Raw genomic sequence first — 24,646 nt, 5'->3', positions numbered from 1 at the left:
AATATTTAGTTCAAAAGTATAGCTAACAAGCCATTAACCAGGAACAAATACGACTGTAAGATTTAATTAGGTTCTATTATTTAAATCTTACAGATCAAGTTCTGATTTGTTCAAATAAACAATTATTGAAAAGGCTTAATGACTTAATTCACCACGTAAATTAAGCTCCATTAACTCTCTAATTTCTTCATTACTTTTATTTAAACTCAATAAATAGTGTAGTTTCGTTAATGCCGCTTCTAAAGTCATATCATGACCGCTGATCACACCCGCTTCACTTAATGCGTTGCCCGTAGCATAACCAGACATATTTACTTTGCCTTTTATACATTGTGAACAGTTAACCACAATGATCCCTTGCTGTTTAGCCTTAGCTAAACACGAAAGTAATGCTTGATCTTGCGGGGCATTGCCAACGCCGTAGCTACGAAGTATGAGCGCTTTAACGGGTTGCCTGATGACATTGGCAACTAACTCACTGCTGATCCCCGGATATAAGTGAACAACACCAATGGGTTGCGGCGTAATATTTGTCAGTTTTAACGGCTCAACATGTTCAGTTGTTGATGCAATAGCACCAGCAAGCAATTTAATATTGATACCCGCTTCTAATAAAGGCTGCATATTCGGTGAATCAAATGCATCAAAGCCGTCGGCATACGCTTTAATACAGCGGTTACCTCGATAAAGCTTGTTGTTAAAAAACAGCGCCACTTCATTAATCGGGTAATTGGCTGCTATATATAAGGCATTTAACACATTAACTTGGCCATCGGATCGCAGTTGGCTTAAAGGAATTTGTGAGCCAGTAACAATCACAGGTTTAGCTAAATTTTCGAACATAAATGATAGGGCAGAGCTGGTATAAGCCATGGTATCTGTGCCGTGTAAAACAACAAAGCCATCGTAATCGTCGTAGTGCTTTTTGATATCATCAGCAATACGTTGCCAGTCATTAGGGGTCATATTAGATGAATCAATCAGTGGATGATATTCATTAATGGTAAATTCAGGCATTTCTGCTCGATGAAATTCAGGTAAGTTATTGATAGAATCTGTTAAATGACCTTTAACAGGAACAAAGCCTTGTGTGCTTTGTTTCATACCTATAGTACCGCCAGTGTAGGCAACATAAATCTTTTTTTTCATCGTGATAATGACTCATAAAATTAGGCACGCGGCCAAAATAAAAACGGCACTACTTTAACAAAGAAGTGCCGTTATCTAAAAGCTAATATTAGCTAATAAATCAATTAGATTTCTTTACAATGTAGCGCAAGCAATACACAAGCTGTACATACCTTGAGGATCATTAAATTGATTCATTTTAACTAATTCTTGCTGTAATTGTTTAATTACCTGTGTCATAGGTTTATCGGTAACCGAAGCAGATAGTAAATCTATGCTCATGTCATCATTTGTGCCGTAAGCCATATTAACCAAGGTATTAGCGTTACCCATCAGCTTTTCAAGGAAGATATTCTTACTTGATGGCTCTTTCTCAATTAATAAGGTTTCGTATTGTTCCAATTCAGCTAGCGTGGCAGCTGCAACTACAGCATCGGTTAGGTTACCCAGTTCATCAACTAAGCCTAACTCTTTTGCTTTTTTACCTGACCAAACACGACCTTGCGCTACGGCATCAACTTGCTCGTAAGTCATGTTTCTATTTTCAGCAACAAGATTAATAAAGTTCTTATAGCCTTTATTGATGCTTAATTGAAATAACTCTGCTAAACCATCGCTTAGTGGCTGAGTAGGGCCAAAGCCAGCAAAATCTGTTGTGCCTACGCCATCAGTGTAAACACCTAATTTACCGAGTGATTTTTCAAAGGTCATCATCATGCCAAAGATACCGATAGAGCCAGTAATGGTTGATGGTGCAGCATAAATTTTATCCGCAGATGCTGAAATCCAATAACCGCCTGATGCAGCATAGGTACCCATTGAAGCGATAACAGGTTTACCCGCTTGTTTTAATAACTCAACTTCTTGGCGGATGATTTCTGAGGCATATGCACTACCGCCTGGGCTATCAACACGTAAAACTACTGCTTTTACCTCTTTGTTATAGCGTGCTTTTCTTAAGAGTTTTGCGGTACTGTCACCACCTATGGTGCCAGGTTTTTGCGTACCATTTAAAATATTTCCTTTGGCAACGATAATTGCAACTTTATCGGAAGATTTTGCTGTTATTGCCTTGGCAGTAAAGCTAGCGTCAAGATAATCCTTGTAGCCTATTTGACTAAAGCTGTCGCCTTTTTTGTTTTTACCCACTAAATCAATTAATTCGCTACGTATTTGCTGACGTGTTTTTAAGGCATCAACCCAGTTATTATTTAGCGCATACTGAGCAAAACTGGCATCAGCTTCGGAAAATTTAGCTAATAATGCCGTAAAGGTTTCATCAAAGTTATCTGTTTTAAAACCACGCTCTCTAGCGACATCGTGTTTATATTGTTGCCATAAATCGGCTAACCATAATTTATTCGCTTCTTTTGCTTGCTCTGACATGTTATCGCGCATAAATGGCTCTACCGCTGACTTGTAGGTGCCAACGCGGAATATATGTTGGCTAATGGCTAATTTTTCTAATGCAGACTTAAAGTACATTTTATAACGGCCGTAACCATCAAGTAGCATAAAACCTTCAGGGTTTAACCAAATCTCATCGGCATAACTTGCTAAGTAATATTGATCTTGCGAATATTGATCTGCCACAGCGATAATTTTTTTACCGGATGTTTTAAAATCAGTTAAGGCCTGACCAACATCTTGCAGCTTAGTTAAGCCCGTTCTATTTAGCCCTTGAAGCTGTAATAAGATTATTTCTACCCGATCATCATTTTTTGCTTTAGCAATAACATCCGTTAAATTTGCTAGCAGCACTTCTGGGCGATCTTCTTGCTCATCAAGCGTTTCTGTTAAAAAAGCCTGCATTGGATCAACTTCGTGCTTTTGCTCAACAATATCACCGACAAGGTTTAATACTAAGGCTGTTTTGTCTGGCACGGTAATCTTATCAGCATCACTGCCAACCATGGCAATAAAGGCAAAGAAAAATATAAAGAAAACAAGGTTAACTATTATTTGTCTGGTTAACGAAATGAATCGCCACAAGGCAGAGAAAATCCGTTTAATAAAACTTGGTTTGCTATTCATATAAATATCTTAATCTTAAAAGGGTATTGTTAATATATTACCTGAATTCATCAGAGAACTTAAACAAGCAGGGCAATTACATTGTAACTATTTACGAATAAAGCAAGCTAATGATGAAATAAATAAGGCTATTTTGTGTTCTTATTTAATTCATACGTTTATATTTTATTAAGAGATCATTAATGAGTTCACCTATGTCTTTTTTGTCTAGCAAGTATCAAGCTTTTGTAACGCTTTTACCTCAATTTGATGGCATACCTGCATTGTTAATTCGTCTGTATTTAGCGCCGATTTTTATTATGGCAGGCTTTAGTAAAACAGCTATGTTTAATGAGGAAATATCAGGTATTGCTCGCTTTATGGCTGATCCTAATATTGTTGCTTGGTTTGGCAATGCCGATTGGGGTTTGGGACTACCGTTTCCGGCGTTACTTGCAAATTTGGTGATACTTGTTGAGTTTGTTGGTGGTTGGTTGTTACTTGTTGGCGCATTCACACGTTTAGTGTCAATTCCGCTAATGTTTACCATGATAGTTGCTGCAACTTCAGTACATTTAGAAAATGGCTGGTTTGCTATTACCCCAACCAATGCCGATATTAGCCCAGCAAAAGTGTTAACATGGTTAGGCAGTGAAAAAGCAGAGAAAAGTTTAGAAAATAGTGCACAAACTGCGGTTAGATTAAATAAAATGCGCGAATTACTTGAGGAAAATGGTAATACTGACTGGCTATATGAAAAGGGTAATATTGTTATTTTAAATAATGGTATCGAATTTGCCGCAACTTACTTTATTATGCTGTTAGCGCTATTTTTTATCGGCGCAGGCCGCTATACCAGTATTGATTATTATCTATCTAACATACTGAAAAATTAGCTTAAAAAGAGAAGGCAGTGTAAATACTGCCTTTTCATTTCTTATATCAGCTTTAGTCATTGTTTATGATACTTTTACTGAAGCGCTTGTGCTAAAGCGTGAAAGCAAGCTTTCTCCCCAATGATATAGTGTTAGTCCGACAATCACTAAAGCTGCGCCCAGTAATAGGGTTACAGTTATTTGCTCATCATTTAACATATTGCCCAAAGATAATGCAATTACCGGTGTTATCAGGGTAATTAATGTTACCGTACTCGCGGTTAATTTTTGTAGCACGTAAAAGTAAGCGTAAAAGCCAATTAATGAGCCAAATACCCCTAAATATACGGTGGCATAAATTGACTTTTCCTGCCATTGTTCAATATTTAACGAGCCATCAAGCAGCAACCAAGTCAATAAAAATAACGGCAAAGATACAGTTAATGAGCCAACAGTCGTAGCTAAAGGGTGAATGACTAAACTGATACTTTTAACTAATACCCCACTTAAGCTAAAGAAAAAAACCGCCATCAGAATAAAAGCAATACCAATGCCTGCGTCAGTAGATAAGGCTAAATTATCAGAGCAGACAATAGTTAAGCCAATAAAGGATAAAGTCATAGCCAGTTTTTTAACTAAGGATAGTTTTGCTTCTGCTAATATTTTTCTGGCTAATAGCGCCGATAGAATGGGCGATAAACCAAAGACTAACGACATTAAACCTGATGTTAAATATTGCCCAGCAATATAAGAGCACATCATGCCACCAAATATACCTAAGGCAGAATAGCTATAGAGCTTAATGGCTTTGCCATGCCATGGCAGTTCAATATGTCGTACCTTAATGATTAGCGCGCCGAGCACAACCGCAATTAGCATGCGCAACAAAACGGCCATGCTCGGGTTAATGGTTTCACTACTCCAAATGATGCCAAGCGGGGTAGTTGACCAAATCAATAATACGGCTAAATAGGCGATAGATACTGACATTTTTGTGCTCCTTGTCGTTTGTTATGAAAACAATTAGCCAGAGTCAAACTGCTACGGAACATTTATTTTGGAGATAAAAAAGCCGCAGAAGATAAAGGCTGCGGCTGTTGAATAAAGTTTTTTATTTAATCAACTATCCGCATCTATTTGCCACACAGCAATGGCCAACTGTCGACAGTTCACAGTCGCCATTGCCTTTGTATTATGTTTGAGGACAAATAAATGCATCATGATAATTATTAAATTCTATTTATTTTAGTTAAAAAAGTTTGTTTACTGGTTTGCTATTAATCAATAGTTGATTCATTGATAGTGAAGGTTAAAGTTAATGAAGTCAATAGGCCTTAGATTATTAATGACAATAAATAATTTAGTGCACTAACGAATACGAATCGTTACACTAGCAGTAGTTTTTAATTGTTAACTTAAGCTATGACAAATTTAGAATTTTTACTACAACGCCAATCTAATCCTCAACTCACTGAGCCTGCGCCTAATAAAACCGTGATAGAAAATATTCTTGCTGCGGGGATGCGCGTGCCAGATCACGCTGGTTTAAAGCCGTGGCATTTTACTGTGGTGTCTGGTGAAGGCTTACAACGTTTAAGTGATTTATACGTTGATGCTTTTAAGGATATTTTTTCAAAGCCTGATAACCAAGCTACCGCTGAGGAAATAGAGCAGAAACTTGCTAAAGCGAAAAAGATGCCATTTCGAGCACCGCTAATTATTGTTATTTCAACAAAACTTCAAGCACATGAAAAAGTACCTGAAGTAGAGCAGGTGGTTGCAGCAGGTTGTTGTGCTCATGCAATGCAAATGGCAGCGACTGCACAAGGCTTTGGCGCTATGTGGCGCACTGGTGATTTAGCTTACAATAATATTGTTAAACAGGGCCTTGGTGTGGCTGAACAAGATCACATTATAGGTTTTCTATATATTGGTACACCATGTCGCGAATTACCATTAAAGCCTAGTCGCTCATTTGTGCCACATGTAGATTATTGGCAATAAAGAATTATTGAGATCAAAAAAGCCCTCAAATGAGGGCTTTTTTAGCGTTGTTAATTGTATAACAGCTAGACAACAAGCTTAGAATGCTGCGTTGTTTGGCGTTCTTGGGAACGGAATTACATCACGTACGTTTTGCATACCTGTAGCATAAGCAACTAAACGTTCAAAACCAAGACCAAAGCCTGAATGAGGTACAGTACCGTAACGACGTAAATCACGGTACCAACCATAGTCAACAGGATCTAAGCCCATTTCAGCTAAGCGCTGATCTAAAACGTCTAAACGTTCTTCACGCTGGCTACCACCAATCAGCTCACCAATACCTGGTGCTAAGATATCCATAGCAGCAACTGTTTTGCCGTCATCATTTAAGCGCATATAGAATGACTTAATATCTTTAGGGTAGTTTTGTAACACAACAGGACCATTAAAATGTTCTTCAGCCAAATAACGCTCATGCTCTGAGTTTAAATCAATACCCCAAGATACTGGGTTTTCAAATTGCTTATCGCAGTTTTCTAAAATAGTGATGGCGTCAGTATAATCTAAGCGAACGAACTCAGAATTAATAACGGCATTTAATCTATCGATAACCGTTTTATCAACACGCTGTTGGAAGAAAGCCATATCATCAGGGCGCTCTTCTAGTAGGGCTTTTAATACATACTTAAGCATCTCTTCAGCAAGGTTTGCCGCATCAGCTAAATCAGCAAAAGCAATTTCCGGCTCAATCATCCAAAACTCAGCTAAGTGTCTGGTAGTATTTGAATTTTCAGCTCTAAACGTTGGGCCAAAAGTATATACTTTTGATAACGCGTTACAGTATGTTTCAACATTTAATTGACCAGAAACCGTTAAGAAGGTTTCTTTACCGAAGAAGTCCTCTTTATAGTCAACTTTACCGTGCTCATCGCGTGGTAAGTTTTCCATATCTAAAGTACTTACTCTGAACATTTCACCAGCACCTTCACAGTCACTACCAGTAATTAATGGTGTGCTGATCCAGAAATAACCTTTTTCATGTAAGAATCTATGTACTGCTTGTGCTAAACAGTTACGAACACGAGTTACCGCGCCGCCAATGTTAGTACGTGCACGTAAATGAGCATGTTCACGTAAAAACTCAATGCTATGACGCTTAGCTGCCATAGGGTAAGTATCAGGGTCTTCAACTAAGCCAAGTATTTCAACTTCAGTCGCTTGAATTTCAAATGACTGACCTTTACCAGGAGACTCAACCAAAATACCTGTTACTTTTACTGCGCTACCCGTAGTAAGCTTTAATACTTCAGATTGATAATTATCAAGTTCATTAGGTACGATAGCTTGAATGGCATCAAAACATGAACCGTCATGAACGGCTAAAAATGAAATGCCGGCTTTAGAATCACGACGTGTTCTAATCCAACCGTGTACTGTAATTGTTTCATCAACAGGAAATTTACCTGCTAATACATCAGTAATTGCTATAACTGACATCTAATGACCTCTTAAATAATTCAAATGCTGTGAAATTTTTCTTATACCAAATGGTATTATACTGAAAATGGAGTGCTATGTTACCCTGACAAGCAGTAAATGCAATGCTTAATTGAGCTGATAAATAACATTATTATCTAGCTTACTCGCAAATTTACTGAAGCAGGGATAATAATTAACTTGATATAGGGTGTTTTGCGCTTTCTATGCACTGTAAGCACGGCCTATAGGAATAAGCTAAAAGAGTAATAATGGATGAAAGGGAAAAAACAAACATCAATTGAAGAGAAGCGAAAAGCACAAGATAGCTGGTTTTACGCAAAAGGACTTTTTGCGCTGTCTGCATGGTTATTGTTTTTGTTTGCCTTGGTTATGTCTTACTATGCAGCTCCCGAAAGTAACTACGGTATTGTAAAGTACTACAATATTGATGTTAGACAATTTTGGCTAACGCCGTTAACTGGCTATTTATATATATTACTCTGGTTAAGTGCTTTTACCTGTTATATGTCGTTACTAATTGGACGATACCGAAATAGACGCAGGGCAGATAACCCCGAATATCATTTAATTTTTCTACTCACCGTTAACCTTATTTGGTTATTTTATATTTTATCACAGCTCAATATTTTTTAGCGCCTAAGCAAGTTATCGCTCTGGCGCATTATCTAGACATGATTAATTGAAACAGTCATCTTCATCTAATACCGTTTTTATCGCCGTAACTAAAATGGTAAGTTCACTTTCCTTAATAATAAGTGGCGGAATAATATATATAAGCTTGCCAAATGGTCTTATCCAAACGCCTAACTCGACAAAACGTTTTTGAATAGCGGCCACATTGACGGCATCAGTACATTCAACCGCACCTATAGTGCCTAATACACGGCTATCAACAACTCGTGGGTGTTGTTTTAATGGCAACATCAGTGTTGTTAATGACTGTTCAATTTGGCTAACTTGTTGTTGCCAATTATTTTCCAGTAATAAATCAATGCTGGCATTAGCAATAGCACACGCTAAAGGGTTGCCCATAAAAGTAGGACCATGCATAAAGCAGCCAGCTTCACCTTCACTAATAACATTTGCTATGGTTTCACTACATAATGTTGCCGCTAAGCTAATATAACCACCGGTAAGTGTTTTGCCTAAGCACATAATATCAGGGCTGATATCAGCCCATTCACAGGCAAATAATTTACCTGTTCTGCCAAAACCTGTGGCAATTTCATCAACAATAAGTAATACATCGTACTGATTGCAAAGCTCCCGACACACTTTAAGGTAATTAGGGTGATAAAAACGCATGCCGCCCGTACCTTGTACGATAGGCTCAAGAATAAATGCAGCTATTTCCTGATGGTGTGCTGCAAATAGTGCTTTTAGCTCATCAGTATCGTCTTCTTGCCACGTATCATTGAATTTAGTTGTTGGCGCAGGTGCGAAGTGATTTTTAAGTAATACTTGCTCGAATATTTGATGCATGCCGGTGACAGGATCGCACACCGACATAGCCGCAAAGGTATCGCCATGATAGCCATTACGTACGGTTAATAGTTTTGTTTTTGTTAACGGCTTGTGGTGTTTTTCAGCCATACTGTGCTGATATTGCAAAGCCATCTTGATTGCAACTTCAACCGCTACTGAGCCACTATCAGATAAAAATACCTTGTCTAACCCTTTTGGCGTTAATTTAATGAGCTTTTGAGATAAGTTAATGGCTGGTTGATGCGTTAAACCGCCAAACATAACATGAGAAAACTTATCAGCTTGTTGCTTTAGCGCTTGATTTAATACGGGATTATTATAGCCATGTAATACCGACCACCACGACGACATACCATCAATAAGGGTTTCACCCGTTGCCAAGTGAATATTAACGCCTTGTGCATGACTCACTAAATAGGAAGGTAATGGCGATGACATCGAAGTATAAGGGTGCCATATACTTTCTTTATCAAATTCTAAGAGCGTAGTGGTCTTTTTTGTATCTTTTTTGTTCATTTGTTAACTTTTGTAAGTTTTTATCGTTGACAAGATGTTTAGGCTGGCTAGACTACCCGTTAAGTTCAATAGATGCAATCAAGTCAATATGTCAAACACCGTTTTAACCTCAGTTAGTGCTTCAACCATTCGTCACGATTGGACCCTTGATGAAGTACAAGCATTATTTTCAATGCCATTTAACGACCTCATGTTTCAGGCGCAAACCGTTCACCGTCAGCATTTTAATGCCAACCAAGTTCAAGTGAGTACACTGCTTTCCATTAAAACTGGCGCTTGCCCTGAAGATTGTAAGTATTGCTCGCAAAGTGCTCGTAATAAAACAGATCTTGAGAAAGAACGCTTATTAGAAACTGAAAAAGTTTTACAGGCAGCAAAACGAGCAAAAGATATGGGCTCAACTCGTTTTTGCATGGGCGCTGCATGGCGTAACCCGAAAGAGCGTGATATGCCTTACGTAATTGACATGGTAAAAGGTGTAAAAGCGTTAGGTTTAGAAACCTGTATGACTTTAGGCATGCTATCTAAAGAGCAAGCGGATCAATTACAAGATGCTGGTCTTGATTATTACAATCATAATTTAGACACCTCACCAGAGCATTATAATCAAATTATAACTACGCGTACTTACCAAGACAGGCTTGATACACTGGATAATGTTAGGTCTTCAGGCATGAAAGTATGTAGTGGCGGTATTGTTGGTTTAGGTGAAAAAGCCGTAGACCGTGCTTCATTGCTAGTACAACTGGCAAACTTACCTAAACACCCAGACAGTGTGCCAATTAATATGTTAGTTAAAGTAGAAGGTACGCCACTTAGTGATGTAGAAGACTTAGAAAGTTTTGAGTTTATTCGTTGTATCGCCATTGCTCGTATTATGATGCCTAAAAGCCATGTTCGTTTATCAGCAGGTCGCTCAACAATGAATGAACAAATGCAATCACTGTGCTTTTTAGCTGGTGCGAATTCAATATTCTACGGCTGTAAGTTACTTACTACAGAAAACCCAGAAACTAATCAAGATATTGAGTTGTTTAAAAAGCTGGGGATTAATACTGAAACTGTAGACGATGATGGTCATGAGTTAGAGCATAAAATTAAAACAGCCGTGGTTGATCAACAGCACAGCGACTTATTCTATAACGCAGCTAATTAGCGTTTATGGCATTTGAATTTATCTCTGCACAACTGGCTAGACAGCATGAATTGCTGCGTTACCGTAAAAGAAACACGGTACAGCTTGATAGTCAGGCGAATAATCGTATTGTAATTGAGGGGAAAAGTTACCTTAACTTTTCCTCCAATGACTATCTTGGTTTAAATGGTCATCAAGCGATAAATAAAGCGATGCAAGAGGGCGTAGATCGCTTTGGCGCAAGCGCGAGTGCCTCAAGTTTAATTACTGGTCATCATTATGCCCACCAAGCGTTAGAAAATGATATTTGTCAGTGGTTGAATAAACCGCGCTGTTTATTATTTTCTAGTGGTTTTGCTGCTAATTTAGCTTTGCTGCAAACCTTAGGTCAGAGCTTTCAAGGAAAATCTGCCGCTGAAGTAGAATTTTACTTAGATAAATTAAGCCATGCCTCTATGATTGAAGGTGCTTATCATAGCGAAGCTAAGGTAAAGCGTTTTGCTCATAACAATATTACGCAATTAACAGCTCAACTGGCTAAATCATCCAATGAAAATAAACTGATTGCTTCTGAAGGTGTTTTTAGCATGGATGGCGATCAAGCCAAAGTAGGTGAGTTGGCAAAACTGGCAACAAATAACAATGCTTGGCTTTATTTAGATGATGCCCACAGTATCGGCGTGATTGGCGAGAATGGTCAGGGCAGTAATAGCTTGGCTGATATTGATATCACCATGGCAACATTTGGAAAAGCATTGGCAAGCAGCGGTGCTTTTATTGCGTGTAATGAAAGCTTGCATGACTACCTTATTAATTTTGCCAGACATTATATTTACTCAACGGCGATTTCGCCTGCGGTTGCTATGGCAACTCGACAAAGTATTGCCATAGCTCAACAAGAACAATGGCGCAGAGATAAGATTATTGAGTTAAGCAATTTATTTACCGATTTATTAGATAAACACATAGTGTTAGTGCCTAGCCAGTCATCAATTCATGCTATTATTGTTAAAAAAGAAGAAAAAGCGCTAAGTGTTAGTCAACAATTAAAAGAACAGGGTATTTGGCTCTCTGCAATACGTCCTCCGACAGTTGCCGCCAATAGTTCTAGGTTACGCGTAACCATTTGCGCAAACCATAACCATCAAGATATCAAACGCTTAGCTGAAAGTTTAAATAAGGCTTTAAATTAATGGTTCATTCTGAACAAACATGGTTAACCCGTGAAAGTATCGCCAAAACATTTGGCTCAGCCAGTCAATCGTATGATGTTTCTGCTCGATTACAGCGATTTTCTGGCAAACATCTTATGCCTTGGCTGCCGAAAAAAAACAACTTAACTGTTGTTGATTTAGGATCGGGTACGGGTTTTTTTACCGACTTGCTTGCTAGTTCATATGAACGCGTAATAGGTTTAGATATCTCAACCCAAATGCTGCAGTTTGCTAAAGCAAATCGTGACAAGAGCATAATTTGGTTAGAAGGTGATGCCCATAAATTACCTTTACAAGATAGCAGTGTTGATTTTATTTATTCTAATTTAGTAATTCAGTGGTTTGATCCACTTGAAACTGCCATAAAAGAAATGTTGCGAGTATTAAAGCCTGGTGGATTAATTATCTTTACCACACTGGTTGATGGTACTTTGTACGAACTTAAGTCTTCTTGGAAACAGGTCGATGATGATCAGCATGTGATTGACTTCAAAACCGTGAATGAACTGAATCAATTATTTAATGGCCCTAATAGCAAGTTGATTGAACAAAAGTGTCAAGACATTGTATTGGAATATCAAAATGTCATTCACTTAGCGCGTGAATTAAAAGGCTTAGGTGCTAATCATTTAGCGCAAAAGAAAAACCGCGGTCTGTCTGGTAAAGAAAAGTGGTTTAAAATGACCGAGCATTATCAAGACTTTCTTGAGCCAAGTGGTATTTACCCGGCAACGTATAAGCTTTTCTCTGGCTTAGTCGTAAAACTCAACAGCTAATAGTAAGTTAAATTTTCTCATGAAAAATATTTTTATTACCGCCACAGATACTGATGCCGGTAAAACCTTTATTACTTGTGCGCTAAGCAAAGCGATAACCGATCACAATAAACGTGTTGCCGTGTTTAAGCCTATTTCTGCTGGATGTGATTTAGTTGATGGTAAGTTAATTAATGAAGATGCTAAGTGCTTGAGTGAATTTGCTAATATGGGTCAGTCAATAGAGCAAATAAATCCTATTGCTTATAAAGAGCCTATTGCACCACATATCGCTGCTTCAATATTAAAGCAAAAAATTGATTTGCTAGATTTAACTGAGCATTTTGAGAAAGTATTGGCGAATCAAGCTGATGTTACTTTTGTAGAAGGAGCGGGGGGCTGGCGATTACCGCTTGGAGAAAGCCAGGGTAAACAAACTTTTCTATCAGATTTCGCCATACAGCAACAATTTGATGTGATATTAATTGTTAATATGAAGCTTGGTTGTTTAAATCATGCCTTATTAACGTATCAAGCTATAGTTGCTGATGGTTTAAATTGTATAGGCTGGATTGCAAATAGTGCTCAAAGCGATGCGATGGATTATTTAGCAGAAAACATTGCACAACTAAAACAACTTATTCCTGCGCCGCACCTGGCAACTTTATCTTATTACGAAAGCGGAACATTTAACGACAAGGTTGCTAACGCTGCTCAGCAAGTAAACCTTAACGCTATACTAACTGTTTAACCAAGTAGATAACGAGATACGTTAGCGTATCTCGTTCAGCTTATCACTACGCTTCTTTCTTATTTAATTCTGCAATACATGCCTTGGCAATAAAACCAGAGCGTGTTTTGTAGTTTATCGATTTACTGACTCGATCATCAATTTGTTTGATTAATAACTCAGGTAAAGTGACATTGATTTTATGACTTTTACCTAAGTAGGGTGTTATATCAAACTCAACCATTCCCCAAGTTATATTCGCCAATTTTTTTTCAGCATCAGCATAAATATTATTCTTAGTTAACCAGTGAGCTTTTTGTTGCTCGACTGTCGTCGCTTCAGGAATTCTTTCTCCGTACTCAGCCAAAATAGCTAAATGAGATTGAATGATTTTTTTACTTTGTGAAAAAGCTTCATCCATTGTGCTTACGTTGGTTTTACAACCGGGTAAATCTGGCACAGAAACTTGATAACCATCTAAGCTGGCCAATTGCTCAATCATAATAGGGTAGTTCATCAGTTAACCTTCTATTCATCTTTTTTTGTATAACCCTGACAACTCTAAAATAGCATTTTTGTATAACTCCAGCAACCCCGCAAAAGCACCTTTTGTATAACTCTGGTAACTCTGCATGAATTGTGATTGATAACTCTTATAACTCCATACATAAGTTGGTAAATATTTACTAGTTCTTTAAGCAAGTAAAAGTAGAGCAAAGATTTAATCATCTAAAATGTCTTTATAGAGTTATCAGCGTTGTTATATATGAGGTGATCAAATCAGGAACTAAGCTGGAATTAAGGCTAATAAGGCCGTTATTTTTTCTATAATTTTTCTATTTTTTAATAAAAACTCGGCTGAAATAGGTTTTTCATAAGATCAATTTATACGTCATTTACTAGTGTGTTAGCGAAACTACACAGGAGTTAATATGACAAAAAATAATGTAATAAAGCCGATGACTTTGGCTATTTCAACCTTAGCTTTATCAGTACAAATGAGTATTGCTGGCGAAGCAAAATTTATTGAACCACCTATGGTAAATATTCCTGCGGGGACATTTCATATGGGCAGTGATCGTGGCGAAAAAGATGAACAACCTATAAGGCAAGTATCTGTATCCGCATTTCAAATGGGTAAATACGAAGTAACCGTCGCTGAATTTGAAAAGTTCATTAAGGATACCAATTACAAAATGCCTGATAATTGTTATCAGTATGTACTTGGTGGAGCAAATAGAGAGGTATTGGCAAGTTGGGATACCAACATATATAACTTCAGTAAATATCACCCTGTAGTATGTTTACCGCAAAAAGCTGCCGTTGCTTATGCAAAATGGTTATCTGAGAAGACGGGAAAAAACTATCGATTGCCTACAGAAGCTGAATGGGAGTATACCTTACGGGCAGGTACGCGCAGCCGTCACTTTTTTGGTGAAGACAAGCAGGCTAACAAATCATGTGAATATGCCAATGTATCTGAATGGTATGCTAAGAATATGTCGGCATCTCAATTTCCTGGTGCCTATGTGCGCGATGTAGAGCAATGTAGTGATAATGAAGCGACATTATCTATGGTTGGACTTTATAAGCCGAATCCATTTGGTGTATACGATTTAGTAGGTAATGTAATGGAGTACTTAGCTGATTGTTATGTAGATAATTATCAAAATGCGCCAACTGATGGTAGCGCCGTTATAACCAAGGAATGTAAGGAAACTGTAGTTAGAGGTGGCAGTTGGCACTGGGAGCCTTGGCCATCTAGTCAACGTGGTAGCATGTCTGCTGATTTTCTTGGTGCTTTAGAAGGATTTAGATTAGCACTTGATACCGGCGGTAAAGCTTTACCTGCTCAGGTAGGTAATAAGCAGTTTGTTAAGCAACTTAATTTAGCACAAGCAAAAGTTAAGGCTAAGCATAAACAAAATCCGGCCTATCCAGCTGCGCCACGAGGTTTGAATTCATCAATTACAGCCAAAGATAAGGTGTTATTAACTTGGCAAAATAACACTGAGAAGTTTGTTACTGGCTATAGCGTGTATCGTCAAGATCCTATGACTAATACAACGTCAGCTATTGCAAAAGGGATCAATAGCAGCAGTTTTATTGATAAAGCGCCATTAAAGCATAACGCCCGTTACTATGTTGTCGCACTCAATAATGAAACAGAAAGTATGAAAAGCACCTTTGTTGACTCTGGTTTTATCACTGAACATACCTTACCGACAAAAATTGAAGGAGAGGCATATAGCTATGCTCAAGATATTGAAGTGAAATACTCAGTGTTAGAGCCTGAAGAGGATAAAATAATTAACTCTATTGGTAAAAATAAATCGAGCTACATTGTTAATATTGATAAAGCGCGAATTTTTTCTTTAGATGCACGAGTATTCCATTCGGGTCAAGAGCAGCAATTTGAAATTTGGCTCGGCGATACCAAACTTGCTGCACCAAAACTTAGCGGTGAACGTGGCTGGAAAACAATAAAAGACTTATCTATTGAGTTACCCGCCGGTAAACACTTTATAACAGTAAAAGGTGAACAGGATATGTTTGCCGTTAACTGGTTAGACTTTAAAACTATTTAGATAATTTAAGGGCAGGGCATTAGATACATAAAAGGCGATATTTGAAGTGTTCGCCTTTTAATTACATTTAACTTAGAAACAATGGTTTACCTTTAAGTTATTGTTTTATTAGGTTATATGTTGTGATCGAGCTAGATATGGCACTCTATTTATTACCTAGCATGTTCTAATTGGTTTTTATCAATTGGGCTTAACACTCCTGACGCGTGCTGACCGATAACATGAGTATAAATTTGCGTTGTTTTTAAATCATTGTGACCTAATAGTTCTTGTACCGTTCTGATATCAGCACCATTTACTAATAATTGTGTGGCAAAACTATGCCTAAACGTATGTGCTGTTACATGCTTTTTGATCCCGCTTTGCATTACTGCTTTTCTTAATACTTTAGTCAATGCACTCCAATGCAGGTGGTGTCGACAAAAATATCCATCGGTAGGGTGTTGGCAGCGACTTCTTGACGGGAAAAGATATTGCCATTTAATGTCAGTAATTGCATAGGGATATTTTCTTGCTAATCCACTGGGTAAACTTGTTTTTCCTTCACCATCAGCAAGATCTTTTTTGTGGATTGCTGTCACTTTACAGATTTGTGTCTGGATCATCGGCACAAGGCTTTGAGGTAGCATGGTAACTCTATCTTTTTTACCTTTACCCCTAAAGACAAAAATAGAATGATTGTCAAAGTCTATGTCTTTTATTCTAAGACGGAGTAACTCAGCTTTGCGTAAACCGCTTCCATAGAGCAGAGAAAACATTAATTGATAGAGGCTAGGCATAAAGCTTATCAATTTCATCGCTTCATTGTTCGACAATACAATAGGCACACGTTTTGGCGCTTTTGCCCTAACAGTGTCATCAAGTAACGTTAATTCTCGCTCAAAAATATGCTTATACATAAAGATAATTGCGCATAATGCTAAATTCTGTGTTGATGAAGTAACTCGTCTATCAACTGCTAAATAAGATAAAAAGTTGCTAACCTCTTCCTCACCCATGTCAGCAGGGTGGCGCTTCTGGTTATATAGTATGAATCGTTTAATCCATGTTAAATAAGCTTTTTCTGTTTGGATACTATAATGCTTTGTCCTGAGCACATGACGAATATTTTCTAAAAATGGTGAACTTGCCATTATCTACCCTCCAAAAACTATAGCTGTATATATATACAGTTATAGTTTTTAACAGAAATTATGCAAAGTTTTTTTTTGAAAAGGATATTACTGAGAATTCTCAGTAATATCCTGTTGTAGAACTGCTCTATAAGTAACGTTTTGAAATTATGGGTTAAATCAGGGGAATTAATATGTTGTGTTACTATGAAATCTTCGTAATATCCCTGAACCTCTGATATTCGGTAACTGTTTTGTTTTTAATAGTTTGAATTAGCTGGGTTTTCTGGTAGGTTGTACGGATAGAAGTAGGCGGACATTACTGAGAAGTCTACATAATATACTGTTAACTGTACAAGGTAGCTCGAGAATCGGATGTCTAACAAATCTATCTTAGAAAGGTTGCTGATTGAAATTAAAAAGTACGAAGCTGCACCCAAAGATCGAGATGAGTTTGCGGCTAGATTTACCAGTGCAATAGAAGCTCTTGAAGCAATTCCATATTCTGTACTCCAAGAATCTAGAGATTGGCAATACCGTATTGAAATGGAAGGTTACTTTAATGAAGAAGGTTTTGAATCAGAGAATGAGGTAGTTATCCCTAAATTAAAAAATTGGGTTAGAGATCTTATTCAAAAGTACAGTTAACAAGTCGCTTAAAGTGGACGCAAAACAGTTGGCTTGCGCTCATTCTTCGCTAATTTTAGCCAACAATTTTGCGCCCGTTAGCGAGGCGTTATGTTACTAGGGATATCTCATCGTGCGGAGCACACTTAAAAATATCATTATCAAGCCTCTTGAGTGGCATTTTCTATTCTTGGGCATATTCGTAATAAGTTTGTTCTACCTTCAAATAGTCATCACCCCTACTGTCTTATTGGCATTAATAGGACTTGTAGCCTTCAATTTTCTAGAGTACGAAATGGCATTGTATGTGGTGTATGGCTGTGGTTTTATCGGTGTTATTGTAGGTTTTATTTGGGCTGAACGTATTAGAAAGACTCTGGGTATTGTAACTTTTACTGCTTACTTACTCTCAACCCCAGAGATTGATGGCTGGCGAGACATCTCTGGTAATAGAGTTAAAAGAAAAGTAACATAACAAGCTGTTTAATCTGGACAAAATACAGTTGGCTGTGTTTCGTTCCTCAACAATTTTAGCCAACTAAATTTTGCCCATTAACGAGGGCGTTATGTTTGAGTCAGGTATGGAAGAAGATTTAAAGAAAAAAGTAGATATTGTAGTTGGGTTAAGCCGCCTAGCCGGTGGGACATTGATACTTGTTGGTAGTATTTTGGTCTTTGTTTTTACTCAAGCCGCGCTAGACCCAAATGCTTCCATTGAAATCAATGGTGTTCCAACTAAAGACCAAACGGACAAAATTGTGGCGGCAATTTTTACGGCATTATTTCCAATAATAGGTCTGTGCTTATCTTTTGCACCAGCAAAGCTACTTGATAAGTGGGCAGCAAAAATTATTGCCCGTTTGAGTTAATCTCAAACATAACAAGCCGTTTAAGGCATGGACGTCTAACGCATGGCTGACGTTCGTTCCTCACGATTATAGCCATGCATTATCCGCCCCTTAACGGAGCGTTATGTTTAAGGAGAAGCTTGGTGAATAAATATCTATTTGGCGCATCTGTCTGTTTATTTTCTATAAATGTTTTCGCAAAACCCGTCTACCTAGAGTGCTTGGTTGGATCCGATGATTCTGAAACTAAGTTTTCTGCAAAGGTAGATGAAGATTCAGGAAAAATCACTCATTCTCAAAAAGGAGGTTTTGCGTTTAACTCAGAAGGTTTTTTTGCTGTGGATAAAATTACATATCAAAGAATAGATATGTTCTCAGGAATAAAAATGGTTCGACGTTATGAAATAAGTAGAGTGGATTTATCCGCTAGTGTAAATACCGAAACTACATCGGTCGAATTCCCAGATAAAATAAAACCAACCTACCTTTCTAGCAAAGGCAAGTGTGAAATTGTAAAAGTTCAAGAAAGAAAGTTTTAAGAGTTTAGCGTAATCTTAAACATAACAAGCCAATTAATCAGGACAAATAACAGTTGGTTTTTGCTCCTGCGTCGCTTATTTTAACCAACTGATATTTGCCCATTATTGGGGCGTTAGGTATATCTAGATTTTGGGTTATAAATCGTTTTGGTAGCTACTAAATGAAAGTAACAGATCAAAGAGTTTTAAAAGAAGCAAAGTTTGTCTTCATTATAATGTTTTTGGGTATTTCAATAATTACTGCTGTAGGTGTTAGCGTTAAATACGCTAAGTTTGGAGTTTTTAAGCCGGAAGGCTTATTACTCGCATGCGCAATATTCATTCCTGTGTTAATAATATTTTCATGGGTTTATGCATATTTTGATGTCCTCAAAAAAAATTAAACATAGTTCACTATTTGGGGTAAATATACCTAACAAGGCAAATAAAGCGGGACTGCTAACAGTTTGCTCGGTTTCGCTCCGCTTCACATTTTAGCAAACTATTAATCAGCCCCTTATTGTGGGCGTTAGATTGCCTAGTTTTCTAGGTAAGTATCTTTTGATACATTCATCGTGTTAAGTTGAATTCTTAGCACGTTGTAAGTGAACATGGAGTAAGTTCTCATTTCGTATTCTTCTCACATGTTCAAACTTTTTAAGTCGGTTGTAACACATCAAGCAAATAGCGTTGTTCTATGCTTCTTTTAGTTCTTGGTGTATGTTCTAACCATTGTTAAATCAAATAGTTTGTCGAAGGGCAAACTAACAAGGCGTTCAAGTCGGACAATAAAAGTATGGCTCGGTTTTTTGCAGTGGCAAAAACACAATCCATCTTTTCTAGCCGCTTAACGCAAGCGTTATGTACTTAAGGAAAAGTCCGTTGAAAATTCAAAACATAATTTTTTCGCTAATCTTCATTTTCTTTAGTTTTCCTCTATTTGGGAAAGACTTAATCAAAATTCACTCTATTCACAAAGAAACTTTTTCATGTACTGAGCATTGGGCTGGACAGTTTAAATATGCAGGAGATGCTTTAGGTACAGATTGCGTCATTGGCGGTTGGTATGAAGACGAAAAACGCTTATTTCAAAAGTCATTTATTAACGATGGATTCAAGAATGAAGACTGGTTTGGCTTTAAGAAAAATGTATTGGCCCCTTGTGATTGTGAAGTAATAGACGTCAGTGTAAATGAAGTAACGAATGAGCCAGGGATAATGACTCCTGGCAGAGCAAGTTCGATAGTTTTTCAAACTGCTAATGGCTCTAAGGTTTTGCTAGCGCACGTGCGAGATATTAAGGTAAAAAAAGGTGATTTGGTTAAACAAGGAAATGTTGTAGCAAAAGTTGGTAATAATGGTTATAGCCGAAGTCCTCATATTCATATAGGAGCTTGGGATGTAAAAGGTAATCCATTACAAATAAGATTTGATCAAAAGACTCTATCTCTGTCAGATAGGGAGTAAAGAGAGTAAGTACATAACAAGTTAATCAATAAGGACATAAAATCATAGGCTTGCCGCGAGGCGGCAGTGTAGCCTATAATTTTCTGCCTATTATTAAAGCGTTAGGTGTACATGGAAATGAAACATTGTTGCAATCAAATGGAGCAGAAGCTGACGCTAGAATGTGAACAGCACGATTATGAATTTGATTGCCCTGATGTGCTTATTAGTTACACAGCTAAATTTGATGAATACGGGTTGATTATCCATGATGGTGGTAGCTCATGCATTGAAATTGGCTATTGCCCATGGTGTGGTTTCAAGCTTCCAGAATCCAAACGAGATTTATGGTTTGATGTATTGGAAGAGCTTGGTTTTGATGATCCTAGTGAGCAAGAAATTCCTAAAGAGTTTTTATCTTCTGCTTGGCATGAGAGTGGAAAGTACACCTAACAAGCAATTAAAGGAAGGGACGTCTAACGCTTGGCTGACGCTCGTTCCTCGCAAATTTTAGCCAAGCATTATCCGCCTCTTAATGTGGGCGTTGGTATTTCTTAATCATGGATAGAGAAGATAAATCAGAGTTGATTGAAAAATTGGAAAAAGGAGTTCTCTTAAGAAACTTTTCTGGTCAATTAACCTATGAAATTAATGAACGCAGGTATGACCAATACAAACCTGCGAAGAAGAAGATATCAAAAGAGTTTGGGTTAATTCCATTTGGGTTAACTATTAATGGAGCTGACGAGGCTTTTCAAACATTTCTTAAAGGTACTAAACGAATTGGTATTGAATGGGATGTTTGGTCAGGGCTGATTTTCGTTGCCAAAAATAAGCAAGCAGAAGACCTTATACAAGGAATTGCTGCTTATTGTGAAGTAAACGAAATATAACAAGGCGTTTAAAAAAATCGGACACCGTAAAGCTTGCTCGGTTCCGCTTCGCTTCACATTTTAGCAAGCATTACTAAGCCGTTTAACGCGGCGTTAGTTGCCCGCACTAAATGAGTTTAATTTATTTTGCTTGTTCAGTGCTTAACACGTAGTTTCGTGTCTGGTTCAATCTTTGGTTTGGCAATGGAAGTGCCTACAAAATCACTCTTCCTCTCTGCCCAATCCAGTTTTCGCCTTTCACGCTTATAAGCTCAAACTGACTTTAGTTTCTAAGGCTCAAAGTTCAGGCTGTAGTGTGTAGTGCGGGAATATTTTTGGTTTCTTCCGTAAGGTATAGAAACATGGTAGTGTATTGTTAATTTATTGCTTTAAATATCAAGCAACTAACAAGGCAATCAACAGGACAAATAACAGCTTGGCTTTTGCTCCTGCGTCGCTATTTTAGCCAAGCATTATTTGCCCATTATTGTGGCGTTGAACATTCCTGGTTTCGGAGGACAAGGGCATATAGATTTGTGGGATAAGGATCATGCTATAGGCAGTGAATATTGGAATGCTGGAACTATTTGGCTATGGAAACTTGCATAATGAAATACTTATTAATATCAATACTTCTTTTGGTTTGGTCGTTTTGTGTGAAATCTCAAGAAGTACTCCCTTGGGTAATGGGAAAATATTCTGTACAACTTAAACCACCTTGCACGATTCAAGTTCAAGTAAATGACTCTCTTCAGGAAATAAATAACGTATTTGGGAAAAATACTGATTGTAGTATTGCTAACTTGTCTCAAACTAACATACCTAATGCGTTTGTGATTGGAGGAGGATATATTTTGATTATCGAGAAAAAAATAAATATTGGAGAAACTTGCAGGAGAGTATCTAAAGCCCTTTATCTTCCGAATGTAGGCGAAGCTGTGGTAAGCAAGTACGATGTAAAAAGTGGTAATTGTGATGGGCATATCGAGGGAAATTCAGCGATGTATTTAGTTTCTCCTTATTTAAAAAAAATATAACACATATGAACCTTCTTCCCGTCAATAGACAATAGTTATTTTTTTAGCTGCCGTTAGGCAGCTAATTGTTTTCAATCAACAAAACCAATTACTTCGCTCTGTCAGTTAGTCGTTAAAATCATTTACGACAAACACATATTGAGGCTCTCTTAGTGTGATCTCATCACTGCCAACATAGTCAATCCTTTAACCATGTTGGGGCACTAGACAGTTATCGGTTAACCTTTGCTGTCACTATTCAAGCGAATGATTCATAGCCTATCAGCCATGTTCAGTTAGTTTCAGGCTCAGCCAAGGTGTAAACGATTTTGTTCATTGTTTTGGTGCGCACCAATAGGCTGTCTAATCAAGCGCAAAAGGCTAATACAACGACAACATTTACCTGCATTGACGTGTTTAAACACATTTATTCGCAAATAACCCACAGCTGTTCTTCACTTTCCAGTTAGATGTCCAGCTCACCCTATTGTGCGACTTAAGACGTTAAAAATCGTTCATCATCAAATACCGTTTTATGTTTAAGCATGTAATAGACACATCGACCTATTTTGTGGGCAAGTACAGATAAGGCCTTAGCTTTACTCATGCGTTTTTGTAACTTGTTCAAGTAACGACGCGCTTTATCGTTCCCCCGTAAATACAGTACCGCCGCTTCACTGAATGCCCACTTCAAATGACCGTTACCAATTTTATTACCTGAAGTACCATAGGTTTTTCCTGCCGATTCTGCTTTGCATTTAACTAAGCGACAATAGGATGCAAACTTTTGAACCGACTCGAATCTGTCAATGTCGCCAATTTCATAGAGTATGGTCATCGCAAGAATTATTCCTATGCCAGGTATGGTTCTTAATTGTGCATAGTAGTCAGGTCGATGTTGTTTGGCTTTTCTTTCAATAAAGTATTCCAGGTATTTCAGCTCTTTGGCGTAGCTGTCTAAAATCGCCAAGTCAAAGTTGATGTTGCGTTGAACAACATCATCTTCAAAGCGATGACGAAAGGCTTCACGTACTGAGGGATTTTTCATGTGCAACTCAAGTGCAGGGTAATTGTATTGACTGTTGGTGTTAACAATATGCGCTTTAAGCTGTGCACCATGACGTACTAACTTAGTTCTTCTGCGCAATAGGTCGCGAGTTGAGCGCATGGCTTGTGGGTAGTTATATGCGAGTGGGAAATTACCTCCTCTAAGCAAGCAGGCAATTTTATACGAATCGATTTTGTCATTTTTAGCTTTACCGCCATGAATCGCCTTCATATAAAGCGCATGACCGAGGACAAAATCAATGTCCTGTTGCTCACACCAGTCACTGACCCAGTACCAACAGTGCATACATTCAACACCGACAACGATATTGCCAAGATAAGGTGCAATAAGCTGACTTAGTAAGGTTTGCTCTGCTTTAATTTTTTGATGAAGTACCTTTTCACCATGATGATTTAAGATGCAGACATAAAGAATTCGCGCATGTAGGTCGATCCCACAGTAAAAATCATGTAATTTGGTGTAGAATTTCATTGAGCTTTCTCCTTTTGGTTTTGTCGCCTTGAAGTTTAGCTGTTCGCTAAGCTTCGGGGAGAAGGTTCAATAAGTATCAAGTCAATAATGGCATGGACGCAAAACGCTTGGCTTGCGATCCTTCGTCGCAGGCTTTTACAAGTCAAAACGTATTTATTAACGCGGCATTAGTTGCTTAGTGAAATTAATCAGAGGTCGGCATGAATATCAAATTTAATGATGTTTTAGAGCTATTTGAACTAGTTAATTTTGGCTCTCCGTTCGAGCATGAAGGCTATATTTGTAAAGAATCAGGAAAAACATATTTTTATTCTGCGTTTGGTGACAATGAAGAGGAACTGCCAGATGATATTAATGATGAAAAATACTTAGCTATTCCTTATAAAAATGAATTGAATCTTGGCAATAATCTCGCCTTCGATTTTACTCTAGAATACCTACCGTCAGAATATGATAAAATACGTTCAATCTTTAATCGCAAAGGTGCTTATGCAAGGTTTAAATCTTTACTAGAAGGTGCTGGTAAAATTGAAGAATGGTATAAATTTGAAGCCAAGCATACTGAAGAAGCATTACGAGAGTGGTGTAAAAAACAAGGTATTATATAATCATCAGCTAAGTGTTATAACTTCGATAACTTATCGTAATTTACACTTGTCATGAACGAAACTGTTAACCACTGTATTCTTAATATGAGTTATTATAAAAGCATAACTAACTGCCAGACTTGATAAAGCTTTAT

At 37.7% G+C, this 24,646-nt stretch carries 26 protein-coding genes; 18 read left to right on the top strand and 8 right to left on the bottom strand.

The window, feature by feature from the left end; translation table 11 throughout:
* Window positions 1–135 precede the first annotated feature (135 nt).
* Both ansA and sppA read right to left on the bottom strand, forming a co-directional pair.
* Window positions 136–1,149: an asparaginase gene (gene ansA / locus EMK97_RS02290; RefSeq protein ID WP_130599066.1), complete on the bottom strand. Its 1,014-nt coding sequence runs from the start codon at window positions 1,147–1,149 to the stop codon at window positions 136–138.
* Between the two features lie 114 nt (window positions 1,150–1,263).
* Window positions 1,264–3,162: a signal peptide peptidase SppA gene (sppA, locus tag EMK97_RS02285; protein ID WP_130599064.1), complete on the bottom strand. Its 1,899-nt coding sequence runs from the start codon at window positions 3,160–3,162 to the stop codon at window positions 1,264–1,266.
* A gap of 194 nt (window positions 3,163–3,356) precedes the next feature.
* Here sppA and EMK97_RS02280 point away from each other — a divergent pair, with 194 nt between their 5' ends.
* Window positions 3,357–4,037: an HvfX family Cu-binding RiPP maturation protein gene (locus EMK97_RS02280; protein ID WP_130599062.1), complete on the top strand. Its 681-nt coding sequence runs from the start codon at window positions 3,357–3,359 to the stop codon at window positions 4,035–4,037.
* A gap of 63 nt (window positions 4,038–4,100) precedes the next feature.
* On the opposite strand, the gene EMK97_RS02275 is transcribed toward EMK97_RS02280, so the two are convergent.
* Complete coding sequence (locus tag EMK97_RS02275; protein ID WP_130599060.1) at window positions 4,101–5,006, bottom strand: DMT family transporter; 906 nt, start codon at window positions 5,004–5,006, stop codon at window positions 4,101–4,103.
* Window positions 5,007–5,438: 432 nt separating this feature from the next.
* Between EMK97_RS02275 and EMK97_RS02270 the strand changes: the two genes are divergently transcribed.
* Complete coding sequence (locus EMK97_RS02270; RefSeq protein ID WP_130599058.1) at window positions 5,439–6,020, top strand: NAD(P)H nitroreductase; 582 nt, start codon at window positions 5,439–5,441, stop codon at window positions 6,018–6,020.
* Window positions 6,021–6,098: 78 nt separating this feature from the next.
* Here the strand turns inward: EMK97_RS02270 and asnS are convergent, their stop codons facing one another.
* The gene (gene asnS / locus EMK97_RS02265; RefSeq protein ID WP_130599056.1) at window positions 6,099–7,499 is read right to left on the bottom strand and encodes an asparagine--tRNA ligase; all 1,401 of its coding nucleotides are present in this window, start codon (window positions 7,497–7,499) and stop codon (window positions 6,099–6,101) included.
* 255 nt (window positions 7,500–7,754) lie between these two features.
* On the opposite strand from asnS, the gene EMK97_RS02260 reads away from it, so the two are divergent.
* Window positions 7,755–8,135, top strand: coding sequence for a hypothetical protein (locus tag EMK97_RS02260; RefSeq protein ID WP_130599054.1), 381 nt, complete (start codon window positions 7,755–7,757; stop codon window positions 8,133–8,135).
* 42 nt (window positions 8,136–8,177) lie between these two features.
* On the opposite strand, the gene bioA is transcribed toward EMK97_RS02260, so the two are convergent.
* The gene (gene bioA / locus EMK97_RS02255; protein WP_130599052.1) at window positions 8,178–9,503 is read right to left on the bottom strand and encodes an adenosylmethionine--8-amino-7-oxononanoate transaminase; all 1,326 of its coding nucleotides are present in this window, start codon (window positions 9,501–9,503) and stop codon (window positions 8,178–8,180) included.
* 88 nt (window positions 9,504–9,591) lie between these two features.
* On the opposite strand from bioA, the gene bioB reads away from it, so the two are divergent.
* The 4 genes from bioB to bioD are packed head-to-tail and all read left to right on the top strand — an operon-like array spanning window position 9,592 to window position 13,358.
* Complete coding sequence (bioB, locus tag EMK97_RS02250; RefSeq protein ID WP_130599050.1) at window positions 9,592–10,659, top strand: biotin synthase BioB; 1,068 nt, start codon at window positions 9,592–9,594, stop codon at window positions 10,657–10,659.
* A 5-nt stretch (window positions 10,660–10,664) separates the two neighbouring features.
* Entirely contained in the window at window positions 10,665–11,831 is a 1,167-nt protein-coding gene (locus EMK97_RS02245; protein WP_130599048.1) for an aminotransferase class I/II-fold pyridoxal phosphate-dependent enzyme, read from the top strand.
* A complete protein-coding gene (gene bioC, locus EMK97_RS02240) occupies window positions 11,831–12,628 on the top strand; it encodes a malonyl-ACP O-methyltransferase BioC (RefSeq protein WP_130599046.1) in 798 nt (265 codons plus the stop codon). The genes EMK97_RS02245 and bioC overlap by 1 nt, the downstream gene beginning before the upstream one ends.
* A 19-nt stretch (window positions 12,629–12,647) precedes the next feature.
* The gene (gene bioD / locus EMK97_RS02235) at window positions 12,648–13,358 is read left to right on the top strand and encodes a dethiobiotin synthase (RefSeq protein ID WP_130599044.1); all 711 of its coding nucleotides are present in this window, start codon (window positions 12,648–12,650) and stop codon (window positions 13,356–13,358) included.
* A 46-nt stretch (window positions 13,359–13,404) separates the two neighbouring features.
* Here the strand turns inward: bioD and EMK97_RS02230 are convergent, their stop codons facing one another.
* Window positions 13,405–13,854 carry a type II toxin-antitoxin system HicB family antitoxin gene (locus tag EMK97_RS02230; RefSeq protein ID WP_130599042.1) on the bottom strand — a complete coding sequence of 150 codons (450 nt, stop codon included), beginning with the start codon at window positions 13,852–13,854 and terminating at the stop codon, window positions 13,405–13,407.
* A 415-nt stretch (window positions 13,855–14,269) separates the two neighbouring features.
* On the opposite strand from EMK97_RS02230, the gene EMK97_RS02225 reads away from it, so the two are divergent.
* Complete coding sequence (locus EMK97_RS02225; RefSeq protein WP_130599040.1) at window positions 14,270–15,925, top strand: SUMF1/EgtB/PvdO family nonheme iron enzyme; 1,656 nt, start codon at window positions 14,270–14,272, stop codon at window positions 15,923–15,925.
* 152 nt (window positions 15,926–16,077) lie between these two features.
* Here the strand turns inward: EMK97_RS02225 and EMK97_RS02220 are convergent, their stop codons facing one another.
* Complete coding sequence (locus tag EMK97_RS02220; RefSeq protein WP_130599038.1) at window positions 16,078–17,058, bottom strand: integron integrase; 981 nt, start codon at window positions 17,056–17,058, stop codon at window positions 16,078–16,080.
* A 354-nt stretch (window positions 17,059–17,412) separates the two neighbouring features.
* Between EMK97_RS02220 and EMK97_RS02215 the strand changes: the two genes are divergently transcribed.
* From EMK97_RS02215 to EMK97_RS02175, 9 genes are all read left to right on the top strand, one after another.
* Entirely contained in the window at window positions 17,413–17,685 is a 273-nt protein-coding gene (locus tag EMK97_RS02215) for a hypothetical protein (protein ID WP_130599036.1), read from the top strand.
* 274 nt (window positions 17,686–17,959) lie between these two features.
* Window positions 17,960–18,139 (top strand): hypothetical protein, encoded by a 180-nt coding sequence (locus EMK97_RS02210; RefSeq protein WP_130599034.1) that lies wholly within the window; start codon window positions 17,960–17,962, stop codon window positions 18,137–18,139.
* A 91-nt stretch (window positions 18,140–18,230) separates the two neighbouring features.
* Window positions 18,231–18,533, top strand: a complete 303-nt coding sequence (locus EMK97_RS02205) for a hypothetical protein (protein WP_130599032.1) — start codon at window positions 18,231–18,233, stop codon at window positions 18,531–18,533.
* Window positions 18,534–18,655: 122 nt separating this feature from the next.
* The gene (locus EMK97_RS02200; RefSeq protein ID WP_130599030.1) at window positions 18,656–19,051 is read left to right on the top strand and encodes a hypothetical protein; all 396 of its coding nucleotides are present in this window, start codon (window positions 18,656–18,658) and stop codon (window positions 19,049–19,051) included.
* Between the two features lie 161 nt (window positions 19,052–19,212).
* Window positions 19,213–19,434, top strand: a complete 222-nt coding sequence (locus tag EMK97_RS02195) for a hypothetical protein (protein ID WP_130599028.1) — start codon at window positions 19,213–19,215, stop codon at window positions 19,432–19,434.
* 478 nt (window positions 19,435–19,912) lie between these two features.
* A complete protein-coding gene (locus EMK97_RS02190; RefSeq protein WP_170176708.1) occupies window positions 19,913–20,497 on the top strand; it encodes a M23 family metallopeptidase in 585 nt (194 codons plus the stop codon).
* Between the two features lie 117 nt (window positions 20,498–20,614).
* Window positions 20,615–20,929, top strand: a complete 315-nt coding sequence (locus EMK97_RS02185; RefSeq protein WP_130598665.1) for a DUF6980 family protein — start codon at window positions 20,615–20,617, stop codon at window positions 20,927–20,929.
* A 107-nt stretch (window positions 20,930–21,036) separates the two neighbouring features.
* Complete coding sequence (locus EMK97_RS02180) at window positions 21,037–21,369, top strand: hypothetical protein (RefSeq protein ID WP_130599024.1); 333 nt, start codon at window positions 21,037–21,039, stop codon at window positions 21,367–21,369.
* Window positions 21,370–21,956: 587 nt separating this feature from the next.
* Entirely contained in the window at window positions 21,957–22,385 is a 429-nt protein-coding gene (locus EMK97_RS02175) for a hypothetical protein (RefSeq protein WP_130599022.1), read from the top strand.
* A gap of 475 nt (window positions 22,386–22,860) precedes the next feature.
* On the opposite strand, the gene EMK97_RS02170 is transcribed toward EMK97_RS02175, so the two are convergent.
* Window positions 22,861–23,904, bottom strand: coding sequence for an IS110 family RNA-guided transposase (locus EMK97_RS02170; protein WP_130599020.1), 1,044 nt, complete (start codon window positions 23,902–23,904; stop codon window positions 22,861–22,863).
* 200 nt (window positions 23,905–24,104) lie between these two features.
* Here EMK97_RS02170 and EMK97_RS02165 point away from each other — a divergent pair, with 200 nt between their 5' ends.
* Entirely contained in the window at window positions 24,105–24,512 is a 408-nt protein-coding gene (locus tag EMK97_RS02165; RefSeq protein ID WP_130599018.1) for a hypothetical protein, read from the top strand.
* The last annotated feature ends 134 nt before the right edge of the window (window positions 24,513–24,646 follow it).

Origin of the sequence: Litorilituus sediminis (assembly GCF_004295665.1) — a bacterium.
Taxonomy (GTDB): Bacteria; Pseudomonadota; Gammaproteobacteria; order Enterobacterales; family Alteromonadaceae; genus Colwellia; species Colwellia sediminis.
The sequence above is the reverse complement of the archived record's forward strand: the minus strand, read 5'-3'. Positions and strand labels throughout refer to the sequence as shown.

Bases quoted from the DNA above. Each gene is read 5' to 3' on its own strand.
- ansA (WP_130599066.1), bottom strand. From the start codon at position 1,149: ATGAAAAAAAAGATTTATGTTGCCTACACTGGCGGTACTATAGGTATG.
- sppA (WP_130599064.1), bottom strand. From the start codon at position 3,162: ATGAATAGCAAACCAAGTTTTATTAAACGGATTTTCTCTGCCTTGTGG.
- EMK97_RS02280 (WP_130599062.1), top strand. From the start codon at position 3,357: ATGTCTTTTTTGTCTAGCAAGTATCAAGCTTTTGTAACGCTTTTACCT.
- EMK97_RS02275 (WP_130599060.1), bottom strand. From the start codon at position 5,006: ATGTCAGTATCTATCGCCTATTTAGCCGTATTATTGATTTGGTCAACT.
- EMK97_RS02270 (WP_130599058.1), top strand. From the start codon at position 5,439: ATGACAAATTTAGAATTTTTACTACAACGCCAATCTAATCCTCAACTC.
- asnS (WP_130599056.1), bottom strand. From the start codon at position 7,499: ATGTCAGTTATAGCAATTACTGATGTATTAGCAGGTAAATTTCCTGTT.
- EMK97_RS02260 (WP_130599054.1), top strand. From the start codon at position 7,755: ATGAAAGGGAAAAAACAAACATCAATTGAAGAGAAGCGAAAAGCACAA.
- bioA (WP_130599052.1), bottom strand. From the start codon at position 9,503: ATGAACAAAAAAGATACAAAAAAGACCACTACGCTCTTAGAATTTGAT.
- bioB (WP_130599050.1), top strand. From the start codon at position 9,592: ATGTCAAACACCGTTTTAACCTCAGTTAGTGCTTCAACCATTCGTCAC.
- EMK97_RS02245 (WP_130599048.1), top strand. From the start codon at position 10,665: ATGGCATTTGAATTTATCTCTGCACAACTGGCTAGACAGCATGAATTG.
- bioC (WP_130599046.1), top strand. From the start codon at position 11,831: ATGGTTCATTCTGAACAAACATGGTTAACCCGTGAAAGTATCGCCAAA.
- bioD (WP_130599044.1), top strand. From the start codon at position 12,648: ATGAAAAATATTTTTATTACCGCCACAGATACTGATGCCGGTAAAACC.
- EMK97_RS02230 (WP_130599042.1), bottom strand. From the start codon at position 13,854: ATGAACTACCCTATTATGATTGAGCAATTGGCCAGCTTAGATGGTTAT.
- EMK97_RS02225 (WP_130599040.1), top strand. From the start codon at position 14,270: ATGACAAAAAATAATGTAATAAAGCCGATGACTTTGGCTATTTCAACC.
- EMK97_RS02220 (WP_130599038.1), bottom strand. From the start codon at position 17,058: ATGGCAAGTTCACCATTTTTAGAAAATATTCGTCATGTGCTCAGGACA.
- EMK97_RS02215 (WP_130599036.1), top strand. From the start codon at position 17,413: ATGTCTAACAAATCTATCTTAGAAAGGTTGCTGATTGAAATTAAAAAG.
- EMK97_RS02210 (WP_130599034.1), top strand. From the start codon at position 17,960: ATGGCATTGTATGTGGTGTATGGCTGTGGTTTTATCGGTGTTATTGTA.
- EMK97_RS02205 (WP_130599032.1), top strand. From the start codon at position 18,231: ATGTTTGAGTCAGGTATGGAAGAAGATTTAAAGAAAAAAGTAGATATT.
- EMK97_RS02195 (WP_130599028.1), top strand. From the start codon at position 19,213: ATGAAAGTAACAGATCAAAGAGTTTTAAAAGAAGCAAAGTTTGTCTTC.
- EMK97_RS02185 (WP_130598665.1), top strand. From the start codon at position 20,615: ATGAAACATTGTTGCAATCAAATGGAGCAGAAGCTGACGCTAGAATGT.
- EMK97_RS02180 (WP_130599024.1), top strand. From the start codon at position 21,037: ATGGATAGAGAAGATAAATCAGAGTTGATTGAAAAATTGGAAAAAGGA.
- EMK97_RS02175 (WP_130599022.1), top strand. From the start codon at position 21,957: ATGAAATACTTATTAATATCAATACTTCTTTTGGTTTGGTCGTTTTGT.
- EMK97_RS02170 (WP_130599020.1), bottom strand. From the start codon at position 23,904: ATGAAATTCTACACCAAATTACATGATTTTTACTGTGGGATCGACCTA.
- EMK97_RS02165 (WP_130599018.1), top strand. From the start codon at position 24,105: ATGAATATCAAATTTAATGATGTTTTAGAGCTATTTGAACTAGTTAAT.